The organism is Acidovorax sp. Leaf73, assembly GCF_916855635.1.
In the GTDB taxonomy this organism is placed as follows: domain Bacteria; phylum Pseudomonadota; class Gammaproteobacteria; order Burkholderiales; family Burkholderiaceae_C; genus Acidovorax; species Acidovorax facilis.
In genome coordinates this window covers 564,637-589,198 of record NZ_CAKASI010000005.1, presented here as the reverse complement: position 1 = coordinate 589,198, position 24,562 = coordinate 564,637, and the positions used below count along the sequence as shown (strand labels likewise).

At 62.3% G+C, this 24,562-nt stretch carries 22 protein-coding genes and 1 tRNA gene; 10 read left to right on the top strand and 13 right to left on the bottom strand.

The genetic code is table 11. The features are described 5' to 3' along the window. Positions 1-123: 123 nt before the first annotated feature. The 8 genes from LPA35_RS19465 to LPA35_RS19430 form a co-directional block, all read right to left on the bottom strand. Entirely contained in the window at positions 124-1,299 is a 1,176-nt protein-coding gene (locus LPA35_RS19465; protein WP_055394022.1) for an acetyl-CoA C-acyltransferase, read from the bottom strand. A gap of 40 nt (positions 1,300-1,339) precedes the next feature. Then, a complete protein-coding gene (locus tag LPA35_RS19460; protein ID WP_228898334.1) occupies positions 1,340-3,439 on the bottom strand; it encodes a 3-hydroxyacyl-CoA dehydrogenase NAD-binding domain-containing protein in 2,100 nt (699 codons plus the stop codon). 189 nt (positions 3,440-3,628) lie between these two features. Continuing rightward, positions 3,629-4,324: an ABC transporter ATP-binding protein gene (locus LPA35_RS19455; RefSeq protein WP_121420373.1), complete on the bottom strand. Its 696-nt coding sequence runs from the start codon at positions 4,322-4,324 to the stop codon at positions 3,629-3,631. 1 nt (position 4,325) lies between these two features. Continuing rightward, positions 4,326-5,120, bottom strand: a complete 795-nt coding sequence (locus LPA35_RS19450; protein ID WP_055394028.1) for an ABC transporter ATP-binding protein — start codon at positions 5,118-5,120, stop codon at positions 4,326-4,328. Between the two features lie 2 nt (positions 5,121-5,122). After that, positions 5,123-6,451 carry a branched-chain amino acid ABC transporter permease gene (locus LPA35_RS19445; RefSeq protein WP_121420374.1) on the bottom strand — a complete coding sequence of 443 codons (1,329 nt, stop codon included), beginning with the start codon at positions 6,449-6,451 and terminating at the stop codon, positions 5,123-5,125. 4 nt (positions 6,452-6,455) lie between these two features. Beyond that, a complete protein-coding gene (locus LPA35_RS19440) occupies positions 6,456-7,409 on the bottom strand; it encodes a branched-chain amino acid ABC transporter permease (RefSeq protein ID WP_055394032.1) in 954 nt (317 codons plus the stop codon). Between the two features lie 68 nt (positions 7,410-7,477). Beyond that, on the bottom strand, positions 7,478-8,710 hold the full coding sequence (locus LPA35_RS19435; protein WP_055394034.1) for a branched-chain amino acid ABC transporter substrate-binding protein: 1,233 nt from the start codon (positions 8,708-8,710) through the stop codon (positions 7,478-7,480). A gap of 187 nt (positions 8,711-8,897) precedes the next feature. Then, positions 8,898-10,541 carry a 3-(methylthio)propionyl-CoA ligase gene (locus LPA35_RS19430; RefSeq protein WP_228898333.1) on the bottom strand — a complete coding sequence of 548 codons (1,644 nt, stop codon included), beginning with the start codon at positions 10,539-10,541 and terminating at the stop codon, positions 8,898-8,900. 216 nt (positions 10,542-10,757) lie between these two features. Here LPA35_RS19430 and LPA35_RS19425 point away from each other — a divergent pair, with 216 nt between their 5' ends. After that, on the top strand, positions 10,758-11,444 hold the full coding sequence (locus LPA35_RS19425; RefSeq protein WP_121420376.1) for a Crp/Fnr family transcriptional regulator: 687 nt from the start codon (positions 10,758-10,760) through the stop codon (positions 11,442-11,444). Positions 11,445-11,484: 40 nt separating this feature from the next. Here LPA35_RS19425 and LPA35_RS19420 read toward each other — a convergent pair whose 3' ends face one another. Continuing rightward, a complete protein-coding gene (locus LPA35_RS19420; RefSeq protein ID WP_228898331.1) occupies positions 11,485-13,191 on the bottom strand; it encodes a carboxylesterase/lipase family protein in 1,707 nt (568 codons plus the stop codon). Positions 13,192-13,385: 194 nt separating this feature from the next. On the opposite strand from LPA35_RS19420, the gene LPA35_RS19415 reads away from it, so the two are divergent. The 6 genes from LPA35_RS19415 (at position 13,386) to LPA35_RS19390 (ending at position 18,092) form a co-directional block, all read left to right on the top strand. Continuing rightward, positions 13,386-14,435, top strand: a complete 1,050-nt coding sequence (locus LPA35_RS19415; RefSeq protein ID WP_207401887.1) for an AraC family transcriptional regulator — start codon at positions 13,386-13,388, stop codon at positions 14,433-14,435. A 61-nt stretch (positions 14,436-14,496) separates the two neighbouring features. Further along, on the top strand, positions 14,497-15,981 hold the full coding sequence (locus tag LPA35_RS19410; RefSeq protein ID WP_228898329.1) for a YdiU family protein: 1,485 nt from the start codon (positions 14,497-14,499) through the stop codon (positions 15,979-15,981). Continuing rightward, positions 15,978-16,391, top strand: a complete 414-nt coding sequence (gene msrB, locus LPA35_RS19405) for a peptide-methionine (R)-S-oxide reductase MsrB (protein ID WP_055394045.1) — start codon at positions 15,978-15,980, stop codon at positions 16,389-16,391. Before LPA35_RS19410 ends, msrB begins: the two co-directional genes overlap by 4 nt. 25 nt (positions 16,392-16,416) lie before the next feature. Beyond that, complete coding sequence (locus LPA35_RS19400; RefSeq protein ID WP_055394047.1) at positions 16,417-16,965, top strand: septation protein A; 549 nt, start codon at positions 16,417-16,419, stop codon at positions 16,963-16,965. A gap of 13 nt (positions 16,966-16,978) precedes the next feature. Continuing rightward, positions 16,979-17,239: a BolA family transcriptional regulator gene (locus LPA35_RS19395; RefSeq protein WP_055394049.1), complete on the top strand. Its 261-nt coding sequence runs from the start codon at positions 16,979-16,981 to the stop codon at positions 17,237-17,239. A 67-nt stretch (positions 17,240-17,306) separates the two neighbouring features. Beyond that, positions 17,307-18,092 carry a peptidylprolyl isomerase gene (locus LPA35_RS19390; RefSeq protein ID WP_055394051.1) on the top strand — a complete coding sequence of 262 codons (786 nt, stop codon included), beginning with the start codon at positions 17,307-17,309 and terminating at the stop codon, positions 18,090-18,092. A 150-nt stretch (positions 18,093-18,242) separates the two neighbouring features. Here LPA35_RS19390 and LPA35_RS19385 read toward each other — a convergent pair whose 3' ends face one another. The 4 genes from LPA35_RS19385 to LPA35_RS19370 all read right to left on the bottom strand — a co-directional run bounded on the left by LPA35_RS19385 (position 18,243) and on the right by LPA35_RS19370 (position 20,996). After that, positions 18,243-19,037 carry a DUF1624 domain-containing protein gene (locus LPA35_RS19385; protein ID WP_228898327.1) on the bottom strand — a complete coding sequence of 265 codons (795 nt, stop codon included), beginning with the start codon at positions 19,035-19,037 and terminating at the stop codon, positions 18,243-18,245. 171 nt (positions 19,038-19,208) lie between these two features. Then, positions 19,209-19,285: transfer RNA gene (locus LPA35_RS19380), tRNA-Pro, on the bottom strand. Positions 19,286-19,492: 207 nt separating this feature from the next. Continuing rightward, positions 19,493-19,744: a translation initiation factor IF-1 gene (gene infA, locus LPA35_RS19375; RefSeq protein WP_010465645.1), complete on the bottom strand. Its 252-nt coding sequence runs from the start codon at positions 19,742-19,744 to the stop codon at positions 19,493-19,495. Between the two features lie 226 nt (positions 19,745-19,970). Then, positions 19,971-20,996, bottom strand: coding sequence for an HPP family protein (locus tag LPA35_RS19370; RefSeq protein WP_370641475.1), 1,026 nt, complete (start codon positions 20,994-20,996; stop codon positions 19,971-19,973). Positions 20,997-21,685: 689 nt separating this feature from the next. Between LPA35_RS19370 and LPA35_RS19365 the strand changes: the two genes are divergently transcribed. The 3 genes from LPA35_RS19365 to LPA35_RS19355 all read left to right on the top strand — a co-directional run bounded on the left by LPA35_RS19365 (position 21,686) and on the right by LPA35_RS19355 (position 24,555). Further along, positions 21,686-22,873 (top strand): ABC transporter substrate-binding protein, encoded by a 1,188-nt coding sequence (locus LPA35_RS19365; protein WP_228898323.1) that lies wholly within the window; start codon positions 21,686-21,688, stop codon positions 22,871-22,873. Positions 22,874-23,028: 155 nt separating this feature from the next. Continuing rightward, a complete protein-coding gene (locus LPA35_RS19360) occupies positions 23,029-23,670 on the top strand; it encodes a LysE family translocator (RefSeq protein WP_228898317.1) in 642 nt (213 codons plus the stop codon). Between the two features lie 21 nt (positions 23,671-23,691). Further along, on the top strand, positions 23,692-24,555 hold the full coding sequence (locus tag LPA35_RS19355; RefSeq protein ID WP_121420385.1) for a branched-chain amino acid ABC transporter permease: 864 nt from the start codon (positions 23,692-23,694) through the stop codon (positions 24,553-24,555). Positions 24,556-24,562: the final 7 nt, after the last annotated feature.

Genomic DNA, 24,562 nt, shown 5'->3' with positions numbered 1-24,562 from the left:
CGGAGAGCCAACGCATGTGGTCCGCCCATGGGCCACACCACCGCTGCTTGCGCCACCCACAAAGGGGCAAGCGCACAGGAAACACGTGAAGGTGCCGCCTGTTGCGCCGCCCCAAGCCAAGTTTTACAGCACTTCGAAAATGCCCGCAGCGCCCATGCCGCCACCAATGCACATCGTCACGCACACCTTCTTCGCACCACGGCGCTTGCCTTCGATAAGCGCGTGGCCCGTGAGGCGCTGGCCCGACACACCGTAGGGGTGGCCCACGGCAATCGCGCCGCCGTTCACGTTCAGGCGGTCGGCCGGAATGCCCAGCTTGTCGCGGCAGTACAGCACCTGCACGGCAAAGGCTTCGTTCAGCTCCCACAGGTCGATGTCCTGCACCGTGAGGCCCAGCTTTTTCAGCACCTTGGGCACGGCAAACACGGGGCCGATGCCCATTTCGTCGGGCTCGCAACCTGCCACCGCAAAGCCGAGGAAGCGGCCCAGGGGCTTGAGGCCCTTCTTGCTGGCGTACTCTTCGCTGGTCACCACACAGGCGCCGGCGCCGTCGGAGAACTGGCTGGCGTTGCCGGCAGAGATCAAACCGCCAGGCAGCGCCGAGCGCAGGCCGCTGATGGCTTCTACCGTCGTGCCTTCGCGTGTGCCTTCATCCTTGCTCACGGTGACCTGCTTGGTGATCAGGCCCAGCGTTTTGTCGGCCACACCGGCCGTCACCGTGATGGGGGCGATTTCTGCGTCGAACAAGCCAGCGGCCTGCGCTGCGCAAGCCTTCTGCTGGCTGGCGGCACCGTATTCGTCCATGGCTTCGCGGCCGATGTTGTAGCGCTTGGCCACTTGCTCGGCGGTCTGCAGCATGCTCCAGTAGATCTCGGGCTTTTGCTTGGCCAAGGCCAGGTCCTGGATCATGTGCAGGTTCATCTCCTGCTGCACGCAGGAGATGCTTTCGACACCACCGGCCACGAACACATCGGCTTCGCCAGCGATGATGCGCTGGGCGGCCATGGCAATGGTCTGCAGGCCCGACGAGCAGAAGCGGTTGACCGTGACACCGGAGGCGGTGATGGGCAGGCCGGCCTTCAGGGCAATCTGGCGCGCGATGTTGCTGCCTGTGGCACCTTCGGGTGTCGCGCAACCCATGATGACGTCGTCCACGTCAGCGCCATCAATGCCGGCGCGCAACACGGCGTGCTGCACGGCATGGCCGCCAAGGGTGGCGCCATGCGTCATGTTGAAAGAACCCTTCCAGCTCTTGGCGAGCGGCGTGCGGGCGGTGGAAACAATCACTGCGGAGGTCATGTGAATTCCTTTGATTCTGTGGATGGGTGCACGCGGCTATTTACTGGAAGGCCTTGCCTTCGGCGGCCAGCTTGGCCAGCAGCGGAGCGGGCTTCCAGAACGCTGCGTCATCCAGCGGGTTCTTGGCAAAACGGTCCATGGCCTGCACCACGTTGAACAGACCCACTTCGCTGGCGTAGTGCATGGGGCCGCCACGGTGGATGGGGAAACCGTAGCCGGTCAAGTACACCATGTCGATGTCGCCGGACTTGCTGGCGATGCCGTCTTCCAGGATGTGCGCGCCTTCGTTGACCAGGGCGAACACCAGGCGCTGCACGATTTCTTCGTCCGAAATCTTGCGCGGCGTGATGCCCAGCTCCTTGCGGTGGTCTTCGATCATCTTGTTGACCAGGTCGCTCGGGATCGCGTCGCGCTTGCCGGCCTGGTAGTCGTACCAGCCTGCGCCGGTCTTCTGGCCGAAGCGGCCCAGTTCACACAGCTTGTCGGCCGTGCGGCTGTACTTCATGTCGGCACGTTCGACGGAGCGGCGCTTGCGGATGGCCCAGCCAATGTCGTTGCCCGCAAGGTCGCCCATGCGGAACGGGCCCATGGCAAAGCCAAACTTTTCAATGGCCTTGTCCACTTGCTGGGGCGTGCAGCCTTCGTCCAGCAGGAAGCCAGCCTGGCGGCTGTACTGCTCGATCATGCGGTTGCCGATGAAACCATCGCACACGCCCGAGACCACTGAAGTCTTCTTGATCTTCTTGCCGATGGCCATCACCGTGGCCAGCACGTCCTTGGCGGTCTCCTTGCCACGCACCACTTCCAGCAGCTTCATCACGTTGGCAGGGCTGAAGAAGTGCATGCCCACCACGTCCTGCGGACGCTTGGTAAACGCTGCGATCTTGTCCACGTCAAGCGTGGAGGTGTTGGAGGCCAGGATGGCGCCGGGCTTGGCCACAGCGTCGAGTTGCTTGAACACGGCTTCCTTGACGCCCATCTCTTCGAACACGGCTTCGATGATGAGGTCGCAGTCCTTGAGATCGTCGTAGCTCAGCGTGGTGCTCAGCAGGGCCATGCGCTGCTCGTACTTGTCCTGCTTGAGCTTGCCCTTCTTGACCTGGGCTTCGTAGTTCTTCTTGATCGTGGCCACGCCACGGTCCAGGGCTTCCTGCTTCATTTCCAGGATCTTGACGGGGATGCCTGCGTTCAGGAAGTTCATGGAAATGCCGCCGCCCATGGTGCCCGCGCCAATCACGCCCACCAGCTTGATGTCGCGCTTGGGGGTGTCGGATGCGACATCAGGGATCTTGCTCGCCGCACGCTCGGCCATGAACAGGTGGCGCAGTGCGCGCGACTCCGGCGTCCACATCAGGTTGATGAAGATCTCGCGCTCGACCAGCATGCCTTCTGCGAACTTCTTCTTGGTGGCGGCTTCAACAGCGTCCACGCACTTGGCGGGTGCGGGGAAGTTCTTGGCCATGCCCTTGACCATGTTGCGCGCGAACTGGAAGTACGCGTCGCCTTCGGGGTGCTTGCAGGGGAAGTTGCGCACCAAGGGCAGCGGGCGGGCATCCGCCACGCTATGGGCAAACGCCAGGGCTTCTGGGGCCAGCGATTCGGCCGACGCTGCCATCTTGTCAAACAGCTTCTGGCCGGGCACGGCGCCAATCATTTCACTCTTGACGGGCTCGCCGCTCACGATGAGGTTGAGCGCGGCTTCCACACCAATCACGCGGGGCAGGCGCTGGGTACCGCCTGCGCCAGGGATCAGGCCCAGCTTGACTTCGGGCAGTGCAATCGAGCAGCCAGGCGCTGCGATGCGGTAGTGGCAACCCAGGGCCAGCTCCAGCCCGCCGCCCATGGCAACGCTGTGCATGGCAGCCACGACGGGCTTAGCCGAGTTTTCAATGGCGGCAATCACCGACAGCAGGTTGGGTTCTTGCAGCGACTTGTCGGTGCCGAACTCCTTGATGTCGGCGCCGCCAGAGAACGCACCACCGGCACCGGTGATCACGATGGACGTGACCGCTGCATCGGCATTGGCACGGCCAAGGCCTTCGACGATGCCCTGGCGGGTCGATAACCCAAGTCCGTTGACGGGAGGGTTGGCCATGGTGATCACGGCAACGGAGCCGTGGACTTTGTATTCAGCGGTCATGGTGCTGTTGTTCCTTGGAAAGTGAAAAAGAACGATCGTGCGTTTTTATTGTAGAGACTTCAAACCCATTTGGCGTGTCAATTTGTCCCGGGCGGGACAAGGGGGTTTGCAGTGCAACATTTGGTAGAGCAAAAAAAGAGGCGCCTTCAGCTATCGGGCGCCTCTTTAGCCATGGTTTTTCAGAAATCGTCAGACTTCAAGCCATTCCTTGCGGATGTAGTTGTCGGCTCGCAGGCTGTCCGGTGTGCCCTGGAACACGATCGAGCCATGCCCCATGACCAACGCGCGGTCCGAGATCTTCATGGCGATGGTCAGCTTCTGCTCGATCAGCAGCACCGAGATACCCCGCGCCTTGATGGTCTGCAGGTACTGCCCCACCAGCTCGACAATCTTTGGGGCCAGGCCTTCGGTGGGCTCGTCGATGATGATCAGGTCGGGGTCGCCCATCAGCGTGCGGCATAGCGTAAGCATCTGCTGCTCCCCGCCCGACATCACGCCCGCCTCTGTGTGCTGGCGCTCCTTGAGGCGCGGGAACATCTCGTACATGTCGTCAAACGACCAGCGGCTGCCCTTGCCTTTGCCTTTCTGGCCCAGCAGCAAGTTCTGGTGCACGGTGAGGTTGGGGAACACATCGCGGCTTTCGGGCACGTAGCCCACCCCCAGGTGGGCGATCTCGTAAGCCTTCTTGCCGTTGAGGTCCTGCCCCTTCCAGTTCAGCGTGCCCTCCCAGTCCACCAGGCCCATGATGGCCTTGGCGGTGGTGGAGCGGCCCGAGCCGTTGCGCCCCAGCAGGGCCACGATTTCACCGGGTTGTACGTCGAAGGTCACGCCATGCAGCACATGGCTCTTGCCGTAATAGGCGTGGAGATTTTCGATTTTCAGCATGTCAATGTCCCGCCCCTTGCTCGTCCGCAACGACAGAGCCCAGATAGGCCTCCTGCACGCGCTGGTTGGCGCGCACCTTGTCGGGCGTGTCATAGGCAATGACCTCGCCATAGACCACCACAGCAATCTTGTCCGCCAGGCCAAAGACCACGCCCATGTCATGCTCCACCGTCAGCAGCGTGCGACCTTCGGTCACTTCCTTGATGAGGTGGATGAAGCGCGTGGTCTCGGTCTTGCTCATGCCGGCCGTGGGCTCGTCGAGCAGGATCACGTTGGCACCACCCGCGATGGTGATGCCGATCTCCAGGGCGCGCTGCTCGGCATAGGTGAGGTTCATCGCCAGCGTGTCGCGCTTCTTGTCGAGCTTGATCATTTCCATGAGCTGCTTGGCGCGCTCATTGGCATCGTGCAGGTTCGACAGGAAGCGCAGGAAGGTGTACTTGTAGCCCATGCTCCAGAGCACACCGCAGCGCAGGTTCTCGAACACCGAGAGCTTGGGAAAGATGTTCGTGATCTGGAAGCTGCGCGACAGCCCCTTGCGGTTGATCTCATACGGCGCCAGCCCGTTGATGCGCTGGCCGTTGAGGATCACATCCCCGCTTGTGGGCGCAAAACGCCCACTGATGAGGTTGAACAGCGTGGACTTGCCCGCGCCATTGGGGCCGATGATGGCCACGCGTTCACCCGAGGCCACGGACAGGTTCACGCCACGGATAATTTCCGTCTTGCCAAAGCTCTTGCGCAGGTCGCGCAGTTCCAGGGCATAGGTGGTGTTGGTTGGGTTGTCAGCTGCCATGTTTACAGCGCCTCCCCACGCTTGATTTCATGTTCGATCTCTTCCTGGATCGTGCTCCACTGCCGCAGGAACTGGCGGCGGCAGAGTTCAAAAAGTCCAAAGCCCGTGACCATCACGAAAATGGCGCCAAACCAGCTCGTAAAGCCCGCGGCATTGAGCGTGGCCCCCAGGAACGTCAGTTCTGGCCCCAGGGCCGCGTTGAGCTGCAGGTGGTAGGTCATCTCGATCATGCAGGCTGCGCCCATCACCCCCACCAGCGCCGTGCCGCCCAGCGCCAGGTAAGAACTCCAGAGCTGACGCAGCTTGCCGTACTTGGCCAGCCGCAGGTTCATCATGATCAGGCTGGCAATCCCTCCGGGCGCATACATCACCATGAACAGGAACACCAGGCCCAGGTACAACAACCATGCCTTGGACAGTTCGGACAGCAACACCGACGCCAGCACCAACAGCACCGCGCCGATGATGGGGCCGAAGAAGAACGTTGCCCCGCCGAGGAAGGTAAACAGCAGATAGCCGCCGGAGCGAATCACGCTCAGGCTGTCAGCTCCCGTGATGATCTCGAAGTTGATGGTGGCCAGCCCACCTCCGATGCCAGCAAAAAAGCCCGCGATGATGAACGCGAAGTAGCGCACACGCTGCGTGTTGTAGCCGATGAACTCGACGCGCTCGGGGTTGTCGCGCACAGCGTTCAGGATGCGGCCCAGCGGCGTGCCGGTGAATGCAAACATGGCGGCAGTGCAGACAAAACAGTACGCTGCAATCAGGTAGTACACCTGAATCGCAGGCCCGAAACTGATGCCAAAGAAGGCTTTGCCATACACCCGGTCCGTGGTGATGCCGCCTTCTCCGCCGAAGAACTCGGGGAACATCAGCGCCATGGAGGCCACCAGTTCGCCAATACCCAGCGTGATCATGGCGAAGGTGGTGCCGGACTTCTTGGTAGTGACAAAACCGAGCAGGATGGCAAAAAATGCCCCTGCTAGGCCGCCCACCAGTGGGATGAAAACCAGCGGAATGTGCACAGAGCCCTTGGTGGCCATGTTCATTGCATGAATGGCGATGAACGAACCCAGGCCGGTGTAGACCGCATGGCCAAAGCTCAGCATGCCGCCCTGCCCCAGCAGGATGTTGTAGGACAGGCAGATGATGATCAGGTAGCCGATCTGCGAGAGCATGGTCAGCGCCAGGCTGCTGCGAAACAGCATGGGCGCCACGATGAGCATGACCGCGAACAACGTCCAGATGATGAGGCGCCCGACGTTCCAGGGCTTGAACCGGTAGTGCGACGTGGCGCTGGAAGCGACAGTAGTGGTTGTAGTGGAATTCATGGCATCAGTCCTCCCGCGTGCCCAGCAAGCCCTTGGGGCGGAAGATCAGGATCAGCACGAGGAACAGGTAGGGCAGGATGGGCGCGACCTGGGAAATCGTGAGCTTGAGCAAGGGGTAGCCGAAGGTTTGGTCCGTCACCGCCACGCCCACGGCCTTGAAGACATGGATCAGCGAATAGTCCAGCGCCACGGCAAAGGTCTGCACCAGACCGATGAGCAGCGATGCCAGGAAGGCACCTGCCAGCGAGCCCATGCCACCCACCACCACCACGACAAAGATGATGGAACCCACTGAGGCCGCCATCGCAGGCTCGGTGACATAGGTGTTGCCACCGATTACCCCCGCCAGGCCGGCCAGCGCGGCACCACCGCCAAACACCAGCATGAAGACGCGCGGCACGTTGTGGCCCAACGCCTCGACCATCTCGGGGTACTTGAGGGCGGCCTGGATGACGAGACCGATGCGCGTGCGTGTGAGCAGCAGCCACACCGACACCAGCATCAGCAGGGCCACGAGCATCACAAACGAGCGCGACTTGGGAAATTGCGTGCCATAGAGCGAAAACAGCGGACCCTGCAATTGCTCGGGCAGGCCATAAGGCACGGTGGAACGGCCCCAGACCAGTTGCACCACTTCCAGAATGAGGTAAGACAGGCCGAACGTGACCAGCAGTTCAGGCACGTGGCCGAACTTGTGCACCCGGCGCAGGCAATAGCGCTCGAACGCGGCCCCCAGCGCAAACACGACGAGGGGTGCCAGCACCAGCGCTGGCCAGAAGCCCACCACCCCGGAGATGGTGAACGCGAAGTAGGCACCCAGCATGTAGAAGCTGGTGTGTGCAAAGTTGAGCACGCCCATCATGCTGAAGATCAGCGTGAGGCCGGAACTCAGCATGAACAGCAGGAGCCCGTAGCTCACGCCGTTCAGCAAAGAGATCACGAAAAACTCAGGATTCATTGGAATTTTTCACTGCAGGGGTAAAAAAAAGGCCCGAGTGGTCGGGCCTCGAAGCGATTGCGCAAGGCTTACGGGCGCTTCATCTGGCACGACGTGGGCGTGCTCGCCACATAGGGCTCGTAGTACTTCACAGGCACAAAGGTGTAACCCGTGTTTTCAGAGTCGATCGGGAACTTGCCGCCAGCCTTCTCCCACTTGGAGATGAACAGGCCCTGCTGCAGTTGGTGATCGGTCTTGCGCATCTCGACTTCGCCATTGAAGCTCTTGAACTTCATGCCCTCGAACGCAGCAGCCACCTTGACCGGATCGGTCGACTTGGCCTTGGTAAAACCTTCGGACAGCATCGTGAACGCGTGGTAAACCGCGCCCGTGTACATGTCGTCGTTGAACTTCTTCTTGTAGTCCACCACGATCTGGTTCAGCGGCCCGGGCAGGTTCATGTGGGCATAGGCCACCATGTAGACGCGCCCTGCTGCGGCCGAGCCCATAGCGGTGGGGCTGCCAGTGACGGAGCCGTAGTAGGTGTAGAAGTTGACGTTGTTCAGGCCCGCGTCGTTAGCGGCTTTGATCAGCAGCGCCAGATCAGAACCCCAGTTGCCGGTGATCACGCTGTCGGCGCCCGACTGCTTGATCTTGGCAATGTAGGGAGAGAAATCACGCACCTGAGCCAGCGGGTGCAGATCGTCGCCGACGAACTGCACGTCAGGGCGCTTGCGCTGCATCATTTCCTTGGCGAACTTGGAGACCTGGTGGCCGTGCGAGTAGTTCTGGTTGATCAGGTAGACCTTCTTGACCTCGGGCATGTCCTTCATGTACGTGGTCAGGGCTTCCATCTTCATGGAGGTGTCAGCGTCCAAGCGGAAGTGCCAGTAGCTGCACTTGCTGTTGGTGAGGTCTGGGTCCACGGCAGCGTAGTTCAGGAACAGGACTTCCTTGCCAGGGTTGCGCGCGTTGTGCTTTTCCAGCGCATCCATGATCGCCAGTGCGGGGCCGGAGCCGTTGCCCTGCACCACGTAGCGCGCACCCTGGTCCATGGCCGAGCGCAGGGCGCTGGTGGTTTCCTGGGGACTGAGTTTGTTGTCGATGCCGATGATTTCGAATTTGACGCCTGCAGGGTTCTTCTTGTTGAACTCTTCTGCGATGAACTGGAAGCTCTTGAGCTGGTTCGTTCCCACTGCCGCCATCAGGCCAGACAGGGGGTCGAGCCAGGCGATTTTCACCGTCTCGCCCTTTTGAGCGAAGGCCCCGCCAGCGCTTGCCAAGATTACCGAGGCTGCTACAGCCTTAATAGCGAACTTCATGCTTTTGTCTCCTTGTAAATCGACACAACGCAGCGTACCGCGTTGCAACAAAGCGATGCTCAGGGATTGCCCCTACCAGCGTCGCACACGTGACTGGCGCAGCACTCCCCCGAGCGCGCACCAGCGTGGGGCAATGCAAAAAATGGCGTTCGCAAGCGATGCGCGCATGTGCACTGCCCCACCCTGATCACAGGCCTGGAAGCTTGTAATCCTTGAGCTGCTCACGCAGCTTGGTCTTGAGCATCTTGCCGGTGGCGCCCAATGGAATGGCATCAACGAACACCACGTCATCGGGGATCTGCCACTTGGCCGTCTTGCCTTCGTAGAAGGCCAGCAGCTCTTCGCGCGTCACCTCGGTGCCCGGCCGCTTGACCACGGCGACGATGGGGCGCTCGTCCCACTTGGGGTGGGGCATACCCACACAGGCTGCCATGGCAATTGCGGGGTGGGCCATCGCAATGTTCTCGATGTCGATGGAGCTGATCCACTCGCCACCGGACTTGATCACATCCTTGCTGCGGTCGGTGATCTGCATGAAGCCGTCGGCGTCGATGGTGGCCACATCGCCCGTGGGGAACCAGCCCCGGCCCTGCGCGTCTTTGACGAGTGGATTGCCGCCCTCGCCCTTGAAATAGCTGCCGACGATCCACGGCCCCTTGACCAGCAAATCCCCATAGGTCTTGCCATCCCAAGGCAACTCGCTGCCGTCGCCCCCCACGATCTTCATGTCCACACCGTAGATCGCGCGGCCCTGCTTTTGCAGGATCTTCATCTGGTCATCCTTGGACATGGCCAGGTGCTTGTTCTTCAAGGTGCACAGCGTGCCCAGCGGGCTCATCTCGGTCATGCCCCAGGCGTGCAGCACCTCCACGCCATAGTCTTCCTTGAAGGCATGGATCATGGCGGGCGGGCAGGCCGAGCCACCGATGACAGTGCGTCGCAGCGTGGAGAACTTCAGACCCGCGGGCTTCATGTGGCCCAGCATCATCTGCCACACGGTGGGCACGCCAGCTGCGTAGGTGACCTTCTCGCCTTCGATCAGTTCGTAAATCGACTTGCCATCCATGGCGGGACCAGGGAACACCAGCTTGCAACCCGTGAGTGCCGCCGAGTAAGGAATGCCCCAGGCATTGACGTGGAACATGGGCACCACCGGCAGCACGGAGTCGCGTGCGGAAAGGCACATCACATCAGGCAGCGCTGCCGCATAGGCATGCAGCGTGGTCGAACGATGGCTGTACAGCGCTGCCTTGGGGTTACCTGTGGTGCCGCTCGTGTAGCACATGCTCGACGCGGAGTTCTCGTCAAACTCGGGCCAGGCGTAGTCGGGCGACTGCGCACCGATCCAGGCTTCGTAACTGGTGAGGCCAGGGATGCCTGAATCCACAGGCAGCTTGTCGGCATCACACAGCGCCACCCACTTCTTCACCGTGGGGCACCTGGCATGCACGGCCTGCACGAGGGGCAGAAAGGTCACATCAAAACACAGCACCTGATCTTCGGCATGGTTCATGATCCACGCAATCTGGTCGGGGTGCAGGCGCGGGTTCACGGTGTGCAGCACACGGCCCGAGCCGCTCACACCAAAGTACATCTCCATGTGGCGGTAGCCGTTCCAGGCCAGCGTGGCTACGCGGTCGCTGAACTGCAGCTTCATTTCATCCAGCGCATTGGCCAGGCGGCGTGCGCGGACAGCCAGGTCGCGGTAGGTGTAGCGATGGATGTCGCCCTCGACCCGGCGGGACACGATTTCGGCGTCGCCATGGTGGCGCTCGGCGAACTCGATCAGCGACGAAATCAGCAACGGTTGGCTCTGCATCAGGCCCAGCATGTGTGCTCCTTGGATGTTGTAGTGAAGGGAACGATCATCGTAGCGCGGGGGTTCTCATGGCGGTGTCGCCCAGGCAAGCGGCCCCGCCAGACCGACACCCCCAACAGGGGTTCAGTGTGCGCGTGTCCAGCGTGCCTGCCAACACCTGTCGTCCCGTTGACAAAGGGCAAGGGAATACCCTGAACGTACGGCTCCCGAACAACGACAATCACGCCCATGCTCAGCTCCGCGCCGTCCGCACAGCGATTCATCGAAGCCCAGCCCTGGTTTGCAGGTGTCCCCGTGGCCCTGCAGGAGAGGCTGCGCGACGAGGTGTCCGTGCAGCACGCCGACAAGGGCACAGTCATGATGCCGGCCGGCAGCGCAGTGCAAGGCTGGCATGCAGTGTTGTCAGGCTTGGTGATGCTGCAAAGCCCCGCCAGCCAGGGCCGCGCCTCGGCGTTCATTGGAGTACCCGATGGCGAGTGGTTTGGCGAAGGCTCAGCCATGAAACCCGAGCCCCGCCGGTACCACGTGGTGGCGCTGCGGCCCACCACGCTGCTGTGCCTGCCTCTGCCACTGTTTGTCACGCTGCGCGAGACCAGCCTGGGCTTCAACCAGTTTCTGGTGCAGCACCTGAACATGCGGCTGGGCCAGGCCATGACGATCATCGAGGCCGGGCGCACGCAATCCCCCGAACACCGCGTGGCGCTGTACCTGAGCCGCCTGTTCTGGCGCAGCACACGGCGGCTGAACCTCACGCAGGAAGAGCTCGGCCAACTGGTGGGCCTGTCACGCCAGACGGTGAACAAGGTACTGCGTGTGCTGGAAGGCCGGGGCATCGTGTCGCTGGACTTCGGCCGTGTGGCTATCGTGGACGACGAGGCGCTGAACGCGTACCTCGCCGCCACTGCGGCACGCTGACGCACTGCAGAGTGCACAAACACGTTCACCCTCATCCCTCTCACTGCACGCTCAGGCGCATGGCCTTCTGGTCGGCGTCGAACACGAGCCGACTGGGCCATGGCGTCCAGTTTTGGTTGACCGTTGCGTTGTTCGGGTTGCCCGTGTGCACAAAGGCACGCATGGTGTCCATCATCGCGCGCGACAGCGCAAGTCTGCCTGGCTGATTGGCCGTGCTGTTGGTGGCCTTGGCAAAGACCGAAGGTCCAAAGTTGCCGAACAGGAACGGCAGGTCAAACGCATGCGCCGCGCCGTACACATCGTTCCAGGGCGCGGGCTGCTGGGCCCAGTTGAACTGGTAGCTCCATACCGTGGATTGCTGACTGCGCAGGGTATTGAGCAGGTTGTCGCGGCTCGGATCGATGAACACGCTGCCCAGCAGGCGGGTGCGCGCGTTGTAGCCCGTGCCGGGCGCCGTGACCGGCAGGTAAGAGGCATCCAGGATGTCGCCAGCCGTGAGCGTGGTGGGAGCATCGGGGTTGAAGTTCTGCATCATCACAAAGCGCTCGGCGTCGGAGATCTTCATGCCCGGCTTGCCGCCCAGCAGCGCCAGGAAAGGCGCAAACAGCTTGCCCTCCTCGCCCGTGTAGCCAGACAGCACGGGCACCTTGTGATAGCGGCCAGCGCCCATTTCGGCGATCGGATCTGCGGGCACCACCACGCCATCAGGGATGGGGCCCGAGCCCGTGAGACCGTTCTTGAGCACCGTCTGCAGCACTACCCGCGCGTCCTTGCCACGCAGGTAGCTGGCTACCTGCGCAGGGGGCCATCCCGCAACGAGCGCCTGTGCATCGGCAAGCGCAGGCGCCAGGCCATCAGCCAGCGCCAGATGCGCCAGCAGCATGCCCGCCTGCGCGGTGTACCGGGAGGCCGGGTTGAGCGTGGGAATCGAACCGGGCGGCAGGTTCGTCGCCAGCGAAATTCCGCCACTGACCGGTACGAGCTTGTGGAACAACCCCGCGGCCTGGGGCGCGACCAGCAGCGCCAGCGCGTTGATGGCGCCCGCGGACTGCCCCATCAGCGTGACATTGCCAGCATTGCCGCCAAAGCTGGCAATATTGTTCTGGATGAAGCGAAGTGCCTGCACGTTGTCGAGCAGCGCGTAGTTGCCGGTGTAGGGCTGCGTGCCGGTGTGCAGTGGCGGCATCTGGAAGTAGCCCAGAACGTCGAGCCGGTAGTTGGCCGTGACCACCACGGCGTTGGCAGACCGTGCCAGCGCAGCGCCGCCGTAGACGGGATCTGCCGTATAGCCCGAGATGGCACTGCCGCCATGGAGGAACAGCAGCACAGGCAGCTTGTCTTGCGAGGTGGCTGGGCGCCAGATATTGAGGGTCAGGCAGTCCTCGCTGCCTACCGGCGTGCCCAGGGTCTCGCCAATCGTGTTGTCAAACCGGTTGTTGGCACCGGGGCCGTAGATGCGGCCCATTTGCAGGCAGGCACTGCCAAAACGTGTGGCGTCACGCTCTCCGGACCAGGCGGCTGGGGCTGCGGGCGGTTGCCAGCGCAGCTCGCCCACGGGTGGCTTGGCAAAAGGAACACCTTTCCACGCGTAGGTGCCGGTCACCGCACTGTCGTCCACACCGCGCAAGGTGCCGTACACCGTCTCGCGCACCTCGGGCGCAGAGCCGGAACCACCGCCGCAGCCCACCATTGCTGCGGCCGAAAACACCGCTCCCAACCATTGCAAACGCCAGCGCGAATCGACCATGTCTTGTCTCCTTGGGGGTTTTCAGGAATGGGCCGGGCCTCTGTCTGCAGTCACACTACGGGCAGGGCACCACCTCGGAGGCGATTGTGGGAACCGGGTGGCGTTTGGCTACTATCGCAACCTTGCCAAAACACTGACTTCAGGCCACCACCGCGCGTAAACCCTGATCCGCCATTTCTTCTATTCGCCACCCCATGACTCCCCGCACAAGCTCTGCCGCCTGGGTGCGCGGCATCACCGACATGATGGCCGCCGAAGGCTTGCCTGCTGCCGAGTTATGCGCCGAAGCGGGCATCGATCTGGCGGCGCTGCAACTGCCACAAACACGTGTGGACGTGGACAAGATCAGCCGCCTGTGGGAGCTGGCGGTGGCACGTTCGGGCAAGGTGGCGCTGGGGCTGTGCCCGCAGCTCACGGCGCGCTACGGCAATGTGGATGTGGTGGGCTACGCGCTGGCGTCCGGCCCCAACCTGCTGGTGGGTTTTCAGCACCTCACGCGCCATATGGCGGTGATCTCGGACTGCACCACCTTCGCGCTGGATCACGATGCACGCGGCTACTGGATCTCCATCGCGCACATCGGCGCCACCCGCCCCATTCCGCGCCAGCGTGTCGAATACGCCCTGCTCACACTGTTCACGCTGTGCTGCTGGCTCACACGCCGGGAGCTTCGCCCTCTGGCTGTGGAGCTGACCACACCACAACCCGCCGCTACCGGTGAGGCGCCCTACCATGTGGCGTTTGGCATGCTGCCCCGCTTCGGGCAGGCAGCCAACCGGTTTTTGCTGGCCGAGGCCGATCTGCGGGCCGACATCCCCACACACAACCCCAGCCTGTGGGCCCTGCACGAGCGGCTGGTAGAGACCGAACTGGACCACCTGGGCCAGTCTCTCACCAGCACACGCGTGCGCACCGAGGTAGCCCGCATCCTGCACCGGGGCGAGCCCCGCCGCGAAGACGTGGCCGCGCGCCTGCACCTGACGGACCGCACGCTGCAGCGGCGCCTGCAGGCCGAATCCGTCAGTTACCAGCAGTTGCTGGACGACACCCGCTGTGAACTGGCACGCCAGTACCTCAGCGACGAGCGCCGAAGCCTGGCCGAGGTGGCCGACCTGCTGGGCTTTGCCGACCAGAGCAACCTGTTTCGGGCCTGCAAGCGCTGGTTTGGCCTTCCGCCGGGCCAGTACCGCGCGCAGGTGCTGTACCCCGAGGCCGAAGGCCAAGGCTCTACCCAGGCCGCATAGGCCGGGCCGTGGTCAAGGCCCTGCAAGCGCCGGGGCATCCGGGGTGGGAGACAATCCACCCATGAACCTGCCCGCCGAAAGCGTGACCCCCACCGCCGATATCGGCCTGGCCTGGAAGCACGGATTTGCCGCCCTGGGACCGGACTTTTTCACCGAACTGCGCCCCACCCCGCTGCCCACCCCGCACTGGGTGGGCACCAGCACTGCCGTTGCACAGCTGATCGGCCTGGACGCTGACTGGCTGCAGCGCGACGAAGCCCTGCAAGCCTTCACCGGCAATACGCTGCTTGCAGGCTCTCGGCCCCTGGCCAGCGTCTACAGCGGCCACCAGTTCGGCGTGTGGGCCGGCCAACTGGGTGATGGCCGCGCCATCTTGCTGGGAGAAACTGCGGCGGGCCTCGAAATCCAGCTCAAGGGCGCTGGCCGCACCCCCTACTCCCGCATGGGCGACGGGCGCGCTGTGCTGCGCTCCAGCATCCGTGAATTCCTGTGCAGCGAGGCCATGCATGGCCTGGGCATTCCGACATCGCGCGCACTGTGCATCACCGGTTCGCCCGCACCCGTGCGCCGTGAAGAGGTTGAGACGGCCTCCGTAGTGACGCGGGTGGCCCCCAGCTTTGTGCGTTTTGGCCATTTCGAGCACTTTGCAGCCAACGACCTGCAAGCACAGCTCAAGACCCTGGCCGACTACGTTATCGACCGCTACTACCCCGAATGCCGGGACACCCACGACTTCGGCGGCAACGCGTATGCCGCCCTACTACAGGACGTGAGCGAACGCACCGCACACCTGATGGCACAGTGGCAGGCAGTGGGCTTTTGCCATGGGGTGATGAACACCGACAACATGAGCATCCTGGGGCTGACCATTGACTACGGTCCTTTCCAGTTTCTGGACGCCTTTGTGCCCGGCCATGTGTGCAACCACAGCGACAACCAGGGCCGCTATGCCTACAACCGCCAGCCCAATGTGGCGTACTGGAACCTGTTCTGCCTGGCGCAGGCCTTGTTGCCGCTGATCGGCGACCCGGAGCTGGCAAAAGGTGCCCTGGAGTCCTACAAAACCGTCTTCCCGGAAGCGTTCATGGCCCGCATGCGCAGCAAACTGGGGCTGGCGCAGGCACGCGAGCAAGATCCAGAACTGATCGACGGCATCTTGGTGCTGCTGGCCCAGAACGCCGTGGACTACACCATCTTCTGGCGCCGCCTGTCGCACGCGGTGCAGCAGAACGATTTTGAGCCGGTGCGCGACCTGTTCGCCGACCGAACCACCTTTGACCGCTGGTTGCTATCATATTCAGAGCTATTAGCGCTTGATAATCAAGCGCTAGCGGCCAATTTGATGCTAAAAAGCAATCCCAAGTTCGTTTTGCGCAACCACCTGGGCGAGCAGGCCATCCGCGCCGCGAAACTTGGCGACTTCAGCGAACTCCAAACCCTGCAGCGGCTGCTGGAGCACCCCTTTGACGAGCACCCCGGGCACGACGCCTACGCAGCCTTCCCGCCCGACTGGGCCTCTTCCATCGAGATCAGCTGTTCATCATGACCTACCCCGTTCAGAAGTCCGATGCCGAATGGCAAGCCATCCTCAAGGACAAGGGCGCCGAGCCCGTCGCGTTGCAGGTGACGCGCCACGCCGCCACCGAGCGGCCATTCACCGGCAAATACGAAGCCCATTGGGCCGATGGCAGCTACCACTGCATCTGCTGCGGTGCGAAACTGTTCGATTCCGTCACCAAGTTCGACGCCGGCTGCGGCTGGCCCAGCTTCTCGCAAGCCATCCCCGGCGCCATCACCGAGATCGTGGACCGCAGCCATGGCATGGTCCGCACGGAGACCGTGTGTGCACAATGCGGGGCCCACCTGGGCCATGTCTTTGAAGACGGCCCCACCCCCACCGGCCTGCGCTACTGCATGAACTCGGCCTCGCTGGACTTCGAATCCGGCAAGGACTGAGCCCCGAGACCCGCCCCCTGACCCCATGAAAATTCTGATCGACTTCTTCCCCATCCTGCTGTTCTTCGGGGCCTACAAGTTCTATGGCATCTATGTGGGCACTGCGGTGCTGATGGGTGCCACGGTCGCTCAAATGGCGCTGATCTACGCCATCGACCGGCGCCTGCAGACCATGCACAAGGTCACCCTGGTGCTGATCCTGCTGTTCGGCACGCTCACGCTGGTGCTGCAGGACGACCGCTTCATCAAGTGGAAGCCCACGGTGCTGTACGGCGCCATGTCAATCGCCCTCGCGGTGGCGGTGTGGGCCATGAAGAAGAACTTCCTCAAGATGCTGCTGGGCAGCCAGCTGACGCTGCCGGAGAGCGTGTGGCACCGGCTGAACGTCGCCTGGATCGTGTACTGCGCCTTCATGTCGGCCATCAACGCGTATGTCGTCGTCAACTTCAGCACCGAGGCCTGGGTGGATTTCAAGCTCTGGGGCTACGCCTTCCCGCTGGTCTTCCTGGTGGGCCAGGGCATCTATGTGGCGCCCCACATCAAGGGCGACGAAGGCGACGAGCCTGCTGCCTGAAGGACAACCTGCCATGACCTCCCTCGCTCAGCAAATGCACCAGACCCTGGCGGACCGTCTTACACCCACCGCCCTGGAAGTGCTTGATGAAAGTGCCGCCCATGCAGGGCACGCGGGCGCCAACGGCACCGGCTTTGGCACCCATTTTCGGGTGCGCATTTCGTCACCTTTGTTTACAGGCAAGCCCCGCGTCGCGCAGCATCGCCTTGTGTATGATGCGCTGCAAGAATTTATTGACCAAGGCGTTCACGCCCTCGCCATTGAAGTTCTCTGAACCGGCCCCCATATCCTCTGTTGCCGGAACTCAGCTGGCAAACAACCTCTCATTTTTTGGATTCCGCATGAAGAAACAGCTCCTGTCCGGCCTCGTGGCCGCTGCCGTGCTGGGCACGTTGGCCCTGCCCGTTTCCGCCCAGAATGTCGCCATCGTCAATGGCAAGGCCGTGCCAAAAGAGCGCGTTGAAGCCCTCAAGCAGCAGGTGGAACGCTCGGGCCGTCCTGTAACGCCTGACATCGAAGGCCAGATCAAGGAAGAAGTCATCACCCGCGAAATCTTCATGCAGGAAGCGCAAAAGCGCGGCCTGGAAGGCTCGGCAGACTACAAGGCACAAATGGATCTGGCCCGCCAGACCATCCTGATCCGCGAACTGTTCGCCGACTACCAGAAAAAGAACCCCGTGACCGACGCCGAGATCCAGGCCGAGTACGACAAGTTCGTGGCAGCCAACAGCGGCAAGGAATACAAGGCCAGCCACATCCTGGTGGAAAAGGAAGCGGATGCCAAGGCCATCATCGCCTCCATCAAGAAGGGCGCCAAGTTTGAAGACATCGCCAAGAAGCAGTCCAAGGACCCAGGTTCTGGCGCCAAGGGTGGCGACCTGGATTGGGCCAATCCTTCGAGCTACGTGAGCGAATTCACGGAAGCCCTGGTCAAGCTCCAAAAGGGCAAGATGACCGACGCTCCCGTGAAGAGCCAGTTCGGCTGGCACGTTATCCGCCTGGACGACGTGCGCCAGGCAGAACTGCCCAAGCTGGAAGAAGTGAAGCCCCAGGTGGCCCAGCAACTGCAACAGCAAAAGCTGGCCAAGTTCCAGGAAGACCTGCGCGCCAAGGCCAAGGTCGAGTAACTGGCAAGGCAACTGCGCATCTGCTTTGGCAATGCACTCAAAAAACGCGGCCCAGGCCGCGTTTTTTTATGGGCGGGTGGAAAGCGCCCCACGGCGACCGGAGCGGCAGCGGGGCCTATGGTTGCAGATCCCAAAGCGGTCCCCGGCCCACTAACCCCTCGATATCCAGGCTACCGCCATCAGCAGCCCAATCATGACCGGCTGGTGCACCATGTAGTAGCTCAGGCTCCACCGCCCCAGCAGTGCCAGTAGGTGTAAGCCTTGAGGGAGCCGCCACCCCAGCCAGTGGCCCCGACCCGCAGCCATGGCCCATTGGCCGGCAGCCAGCCCCCACCACAACACCCCCAACCAAGGCAGCACGGGTACGTAGTCTTCGGTAAAAGGCTTGCGCGACACCAGACCCAGCCAGTTGAGCGCGCGCCCATTGAACCAGGGCGCAGCGTCGGCCCATGCACCCACCAAAAGCTGGTGCGCTACCGATGGCAACGCCACAGCCACCAACCCGGCAAGCCACAACCACCGACCCCACCCTGCGGTACACCGGGCAATGAGCAGCATTACGGCCATGCCATGCAGCACGCCAAAATGGATGAAGCTGTGGGGAAACATCACGAACGACCCCGCAGACACCAGCAGCGCGCAACCAGCGATCTGCAACCACCGCCGACCAAACCGAGCCCACCCCTGTCCCTGGTGCAGCGCAATGGCCTGCCCCAGCCCGGCGCAGAACAGGAACAAGCTCACGATCACCGTCCGCTGCGAGGTCCAGAATGGGTCGGCGCGGAAATTCTGCGGCCAGAAGCCCAGATGGCTCAGGTCAAAGCAAAAGTGGAAGACCGTCATCCACACCATTGCCAGGCCGCGCAATGCATCTACGCTGTCGTAACGTGGTGACGGCTGGAGCGAGGAGAACGGGGCAAGCGGCAAGGGAAGCGCACGGTTCATGGCAATACCAGCGGAAGGTGTCGGTGCGGGCACTTGCCCGCCCTATGGGCCCGATGGTACGCAAATCCAACTCCGTCTTGCCACGCGGGTCGAACCATACATTCCAACAAGCAAAAAGAATGCGGGCAAGAAAAAAGGCCTTGCAGCATGTGCTGCAAGGCCTTCAAACATTGGTCGGAGCGGCGGGATTCGAACTCGCGACCCTCTGCTCCCAAAGCAGATGCGCTACCAGGCTGCGCTACGCTCCGACAGCTCGTATTCTAACCCGGCAATTTCCTTGTTTTTGGTTCAACGCGTGCTTTTTGTGATTTTTTTAAAAGCACGGTGCGAAGACCTGAACCGGGAAAGCACCGCCTCTGGGAGAAACAGTGCGCTGATGAAGGAACACAAGAAACCGTTTGCCCCAAGAGCCGGAACAAGCAAGCGCCAGTCCGTGTCTCCCCGGGGGCCGAATATCAACGATTGCCCGAAGGGCCGGGACCGCGACCGGCCAGATGGCGGAACGTGATGCGTCCTTTGGACAAATCGTAAGGCGACATTTCCAGCGACACCTTGTCACCCGCCAGAATGCGGATGTGGTGCTTGCGCATCTTGCCGCCCGTGTAGGCGATCAGTTGGTGACCGTTGTCCAGCGTCACGCGAAAGCGCGAGTCGGGAAGGACTTCCGTCACGGAGCCTTGCATTTCAATGAGTTCTTCTTTGGCCATGTTCTATCTTTTCAAAACAAATATTCTGTGATCGGCACCTGACGCTTGTGCATCCACCACGGCAGCTACGGCGTGGTCGGTGCTCGACACACGGTGCATTGCGGGCGGTGGGAGTCGCTGCACCCGGGGCGCAGATCAGGCAGAGGGCCGGGGGAGACGGCTTCAATGGACAGGCATAAGCACTGTGCAAAGCCTGTCAATTGTACCGCGATGTACCGTGTCTTGCCTATGGGACAGCTTGCTCTTCGGTCGGCGCACGCCCGCGCACCGAGGTGGCACCCGCAGAGCCTCCCTCGTCGCGCCCTTGCACAGCTGCTGCCAACGTCCGCACAAGGTCCGTCTGTGTGATCACTCCTACCAGACGGCCCTCGCTCTCCACAATGGGAATATGGTGGTGCCCGCCCTGGGAAAACAGAGGGACGAGATCCATGGCGTGCTGCCCCACGTGGGCCACCTGGACCGGGTGCGACATGATTTCGCCCACATTCTGGGGCTGCCCCGTACGCCCCATAACCAGTGTCCGCAAACGCTGCCCCAAACCTTCATGCATATCCAGGTTGGCCAGCCGCATGAAGTCCGCCACCGTCACGATACCTACCACCAGGCGTTGAGCATCCACCACGGGCAGCGCCTTGATCTGCTGGGCACGCATCAACGCCCAGGCGTCTTTAAGGGAAATCCCCGCCTCCACCGCAAACGGTGGCCTTGACATGATGTCCGAACAGCGAACCTCCCCCAGCGTCCGCTGGAAGGCTGCACGGCCCGCCAAGTGCAACAGCCCTTCCAGATCGGCACGGCTCACGTCCAGCACCTGGTTGTAGTGCGCCAACGCTGTATCCACATCCGAGGCGGTAAAAGCGCCCTGAGCCATATCGGTTCGGGCCGCCATCCGCTGAGGATGGGGGTACCGGCGCCCTGTCAGGACGTTGTAGACCACGGCCGAGACCAAGAGAACGATCACATTGAACAGGATGGGAAATGCGGCCAGGTGCCACCCGTCCCCCGCGGTCAGGACGACATACAGCGCCATTGCTCCTCCCGGTGGATGCAGGCAACGCAAGGGCACCATCAGCGCAATAGCCAACCCCACCGCAACCGCCCCTGCAAGTGCCGGGTCCGGGATGAACGCGGAGCAAACGGCGCCCACCAGCGCAGACAAAGTACTTCCTCCCAGGACCGGCCAGGGCTGGGCCAGTGGACTGGACGGCATGCCAAACACCAGGACCGCACTCGCCCCCAGCGATGCCACCATCCAGGGACCTGCGCTGCTTCCCCCTGCCCACCAGCGGCTGAGCAATCCCGTCAGCAGTACACCGATCACGGCGCCCACAATGAAGCGAAGCCTTTCGCGTCCGTCGATACCTAACGGTGCGGGCCAGAAATGGCGCAACCACCGGGCTAGACGCACCCGCATGGATTGGGAAGTGGACGATGAAGATGGGGCTGATGAAAGGGGCATGAAGCAATCGGAAACATGCGGTTTGCCCGCCTTCCGGCGAGACGGGGCGCAGCCCCTTCAAGAGCAGGCAACACCGGCCTCCAGAGTTACCCATGCCTCCATTTTGCAGGGCATTGAAGCACTCCCATCCAGAGAGCCCCCACACTCGCGGCCAAACAACCCGTCAGGGCTTTCAGAACCGTGCCTATGCTCGAAACTACTGATACCGGAGGCTCAAATAGCTGCCCACAGCAAAAATCACACGATCTATACTGCACAAAAAATACAAAACTGCACTTTAATTCATAAATCTGTTTCTATGTCCGTCAAGCAGCCCCTGGTAAACCCATCATCGGCGAGCCTCTGCCGCCGGGCCCGGTTGCAGTCCTCGGGCACCTCGCAATGCGGGAGCCCCTTGCCCAACGGTACGGGTAACCCATAGGTATTCACCACCGAATGCTTGCAGTAAATTACTTTAAGCCTAAACAAAGGAGACAAGTCCAATGACCACCCGCCGCCTCGTCATCAGCCGTAGCGCCGCCCTCGTGGGTGCCGCATCTACAGGGCTGTTGCTGCCCTCCATCGTGCGTGCGCAAAGCGGCAAGGTGCGCGTGGGCTTCATGCTGCCCTACACCGGTACCTTTGCACAACTGGGGGTCGCCATCGAGAATGGCGTGCGCCTGGCCATAGACCAGCAGGGTGGCAAGCTCGGCGGTCGCGAGATCGAATGGTTCAAGGTGGACGACGAGTCCGAGCCCAGCAAGGGTGTCGAGAACGCGAGCAAGCTGGTGCAGCGCGACAAGGTGGATGTGCTGATTGGCACCGTGCATTCAGGTGTGCAGATGGGCATTCAGAAGGTGGCGCGCGATACGGGGGTTCTCAACCTGATTCCCAACGCCGGCGTGCATGCCGCCACGCGCGCACTGTGTGCCCCCAACGTTTTCCGTACTTCGTTCAGCAATTCCCAGCCCACGCTGGCCCTGGGCAAAGCCATGGTCGAAAAGGGCCACAAGAAGGCTGTGTGGATCACCTGGAAATACGCGGCAGGGGACGAAGCCTTCGAAGGCTTCAAGCAAAGCTACACTGCAGCCGGCGGCACCATCGTGAAGGAACTGGGTCTGCCCTTCCCCAACGTGGAATTCCAGGCGCTGCTGACCGAAATCGCCGCTCTCAAGCCCGACGCCGTGGCCTGCTTCTTCGCGGGCGGCGGTGCTGCCAAGTTCATCAAGGACTATGCGGCCGCAGGCCTCAAGGACAAGATTCCGCTGTACGGCTCGGGCTTCCTCACCGAAGGCGTGCTGGACGCTGCCGGCCCCGCTGCCGAAGGCATCATCACGACCATGCACTACAGCGACTCGCTGGACACACCGCGCAACAAGCAATTCCGCCTGGAATACGCCAAGGCCTTCCGCAGCCAGCCCGATGTGTACGCGGTACAGGGCTACGACACCGGCCTGCTGCTGGTGCAGGGCGCCAACGCCGTCAAGGGCGACCTGTCCGCCAAGGCTGCCGTCATCAAGGCCATGGAGAGCGCCACCATCGACAGCCCACGCGGCAAGTGGACCATGAGCAAGGCACACAACCCCGTGCAGGACATCTACCTGCGCCGCGTCGAGAACAAGGAAAACAAGGTGATTGGCATTGCCGCCAAGGCCCTGGCCGACAGCGGTGCCGGCTGCCGCATGGGCTGACGCGCTCACCCCACTGCCCGGGGCACGGCGCGTGCTGGACTTCGGGTCCGGTCCGCCCCGCAGCTTTGACACAATGCATTGATGGACTGCCGCCATGGCAGGCCTGTCTGCTGTGCGCCCGGACTTTGCGGCCACCTTGCCTTCCACCCAATCCTATGTCGCTCAGTATCTACCTGCTCTACCTTGCCGCAGTGGCCCTGCTGGTTCTTTCGCCCGGCCCGACGATGCTCATGTGCATGACCAATTCTCTGCAGCACGGCCCGCGCAAGGCCCTCGCCGCTGCTGCAGGCAGCGTGACGGCAGTGCTGGGCACCATGTTGCTTTCGGCCCTGGGCCTTGGCGCATTGCTGGCGGCATCGGAAACCGCCTTCTGGGTGCTCAAGGCTGCCGGCGCGGCGTATCTGATCTGGCTTGGCATCAAGACGTTTCGCAGCCAGACCACGGTGTTTGACGAGATGCCCGCCAACGGCACGCAGACCAAGGCCGTGGTGCCCGCGCGCAAGCTCTACATCCAGGGTCTGATCGTGGGCGGCAGCAACCCCAAGGCCCTGCTGTTCTTCACGGCGTTCTTCCCCCAGTTTCTGGACCCGACCGCCGCATGGGCGCCGCAGTTTTCCGTGCTGGCAAGCACCTTTGTGGCTTTTGAATTCACGGTTCTCACGCTGTGTGCACTGGGTGTAGCACGGCTGGCACCCGTTTTGCGCTCTGGCGCACGCATGCGCTGGTTCAACCGCATTTCGGGCGGCCTGTTCACGTTGATGGGCACCCTTTTGCTAGCGACACGCCGCGCTACCTGATCCCCTGTCTGTTTGCCCACCATGGACTTCGCCACTTTCCTGATCCAGTTGCTCAACAGCGTGCAGTACGGGCTGCTGCTGTTCATGCTGGCCGCCGGCCTCACGCTGATTTTCGGAATCATGGGGGTGGTGAATCTGGCGCACGGCAGCTTTTACATGCTGGGGGCTTATCTCGGCTATTCGCTGTCGGGCCACTTTGGCAGCCTCACGCTGGCCATCCTGGGGGGTGCCGTGCTGGCCGTGTTGTTCGGTCTGGCGCTGGAGTGGCTGCTGTTTCGCCACTTCTACCACCGCGACCACCTGGACCAGGTGCTGCTGACCTTCGGCCTCATCTACATCTTTGAGGAACTGCGCTCCATCCTCTGGGGGGACGACGTGCACGGCGTCCCGATTCCGGCGATGCTGGACTGGTCCATTCCGCTCACCGACACCCTTTCCTACCCGGTCTACCGGCTGTTCATCTCCGGCGTGTGCATGGCGCTGGCGCTGGGCCTGTACCTGCTGATCTCCAAAACGCGGCTGGGCATGAAGATCCGCGCGGGCGCCTTCAACCGTGACATGGCCGAATCGCTGGGGGTGAACATCAAGCTGATCCACGCCATCGTCTTTGCGCTGGGCGTGGGCCTGGCGGCCGTTGCGGGCATGGTGGCCGCGCCGGTATCCAGCGTTTATCCCAACATGGGCTCGTCCGTTCTCATCATGTGTTTTGTGGTGGTGGTGATCGGCGGCATAGGTTCCGTGCGTGGCGCCCTGATCTCGGCCCTGCTTGTGGGGCTGGTGGACACCTTTGGCAAGGTGTTGCTGCCGTCGATGGCCGGAATGCTGGTCTACATGCTGATGGCGGCCGTGCTGCTGTGGAAACCCGAAGGCCTGTTCAAACAATGATGACCCC

What these genes read in the sequence shown, in the direction of transcription:
- LPA35_RS19465 (WP_055394022.1), bottom strand. Translation starts at nt 1,299, where the DNA reads ATGACCTCCGCAGTGATTGTTTCCACCGCCCGCACGCCGCTCGCCAAG.
- LPA35_RS19460 (WP_228898334.1), bottom strand. Translation starts at nt 3,439, where the DNA reads ATGACCGCTGAATACAAAGTCCACGGCTCCGTTGCCGTGATCACCATG.
- LPA35_RS19455 (WP_121420373.1), bottom strand. Translation starts at nt 4,324, where the DNA reads ATGCTGAAAATCGAAAATCTCCACGCCTATTACGGCAAGAGCCATGTG.
- LPA35_RS19450 (WP_055394028.1), bottom strand. Translation starts at nt 5,120, where the DNA reads ATGGCAGCTGACAACCCAACCAACACCACCTATGCCCTGGAACTGCGC.
- LPA35_RS19445 (WP_121420374.1), bottom strand. Translation starts at nt 6,451, where the DNA reads ATGAATTCCACTACAACCACTACTGTCGCTTCCAGCGCCACGTCGCAC.
- LPA35_RS19440 (WP_055394032.1), bottom strand. Translation starts at nt 7,409, where the DNA reads ATGAATCCTGAGTTTTTCGTGATCTCTTTGCTGAACGGCGTGAGCTAC.
- LPA35_RS19435 (WP_055394034.1), bottom strand. Translation starts at nt 8,710, where the DNA reads ATGAAGTTCGCTATTAAGGCTGTAGCAGCCTCGGTAATCTTGGCAAGC.
- LPA35_RS19430 (WP_228898333.1), bottom strand. Translation starts at nt 10,541, where the DNA reads ATGCTGGGCCTGATGCAGAGCCAACCGTTGCTGATTTCGTCGCTGATC.
- LPA35_RS19425 (WP_121420376.1), top strand. Translation starts at nt 10,758, where the DNA reads ATGCTCAGCTCCGCGCCGTCCGCACAGCGATTCATCGAAGCCCAGCCC.
- LPA35_RS19420 (WP_228898331.1), bottom strand. Translation starts at nt 13,191, where the DNA reads ATGGTCGATTCGCGCTGGCGTTTGCAATGGTTGGGAGCGGTGTTTTCG.
- LPA35_RS19415 (WP_207401887.1), top strand. Translation starts at nt 13,386, where the DNA reads ATGACTCCCCGCACAAGCTCTGCCGCCTGGGTGCGCGGCATCACCGAC.
- LPA35_RS19410 (WP_228898329.1), top strand. Translation starts at nt 14,497, where the DNA reads ATGAACCTGCCCGCCGAAAGCGTGACCCCCACCGCCGATATCGGCCTG.
- msrB (WP_055394045.1), top strand. Translation starts at nt 15,978, where the DNA reads ATGACCTACCCCGTTCAGAAGTCCGATGCCGAATGGCAAGCCATCCTC.
- LPA35_RS19400 (WP_055394047.1), top strand. Translation starts at nt 16,417, where the DNA reads ATGAAAATTCTGATCGACTTCTTCCCCATCCTGCTGTTCTTCGGGGCC.
- LPA35_RS19395 (WP_055394049.1), top strand. Translation starts at nt 16,979, where the DNA reads ATGACCTCCCTCGCTCAGCAAATGCACCAGACCCTGGCGGACCGTCTT.
- LPA35_RS19390 (WP_055394051.1), top strand. Translation starts at nt 17,307, where the DNA reads ATGAAGAAACAGCTCCTGTCCGGCCTCGTGGCCGCTGCCGTGCTGGGC.
- LPA35_RS19385 (WP_228898327.1), bottom strand. Translation starts at nt 19,037, where the DNA reads ATGAACCGTGCGCTTCCCTTGCCGCTTGCCCCGTTCTCCTCGCTCCAG.
- infA (WP_010465645.1), bottom strand. Translation starts at nt 19,744, where the DNA reads ATGGCCAAAGAAGAACTCATTGAAATGCAAGGCTCCGTGACGGAAGTC.
- LPA35_RS19370 (WP_370641475.1), bottom strand. Translation starts at nt 20,996, where the DNA reads ATGGTGGCATCGCTGGGGGCGAGTGCGGTCCTGGTGTTTGGCATGCCG.
- LPA35_RS19365 (WP_228898323.1), top strand. Translation starts at nt 21,686, where the DNA reads ATGACCACCCGCCGCCTCGTCATCAGCCGTAGCGCCGCCCTCGTGGGT.
- LPA35_RS19360 (WP_228898317.1), top strand. Translation starts at nt 23,029, where the DNA reads ATGTCGCTCAGTATCTACCTGCTCTACCTTGCCGCAGTGGCCCTGCTG.
- LPA35_RS19355 (WP_121420385.1), top strand. Translation starts at nt 23,692, where the DNA reads ATGGACTTCGCCACTTTCCTGATCCAGTTGCTCAACAGCGTGCAGTAC.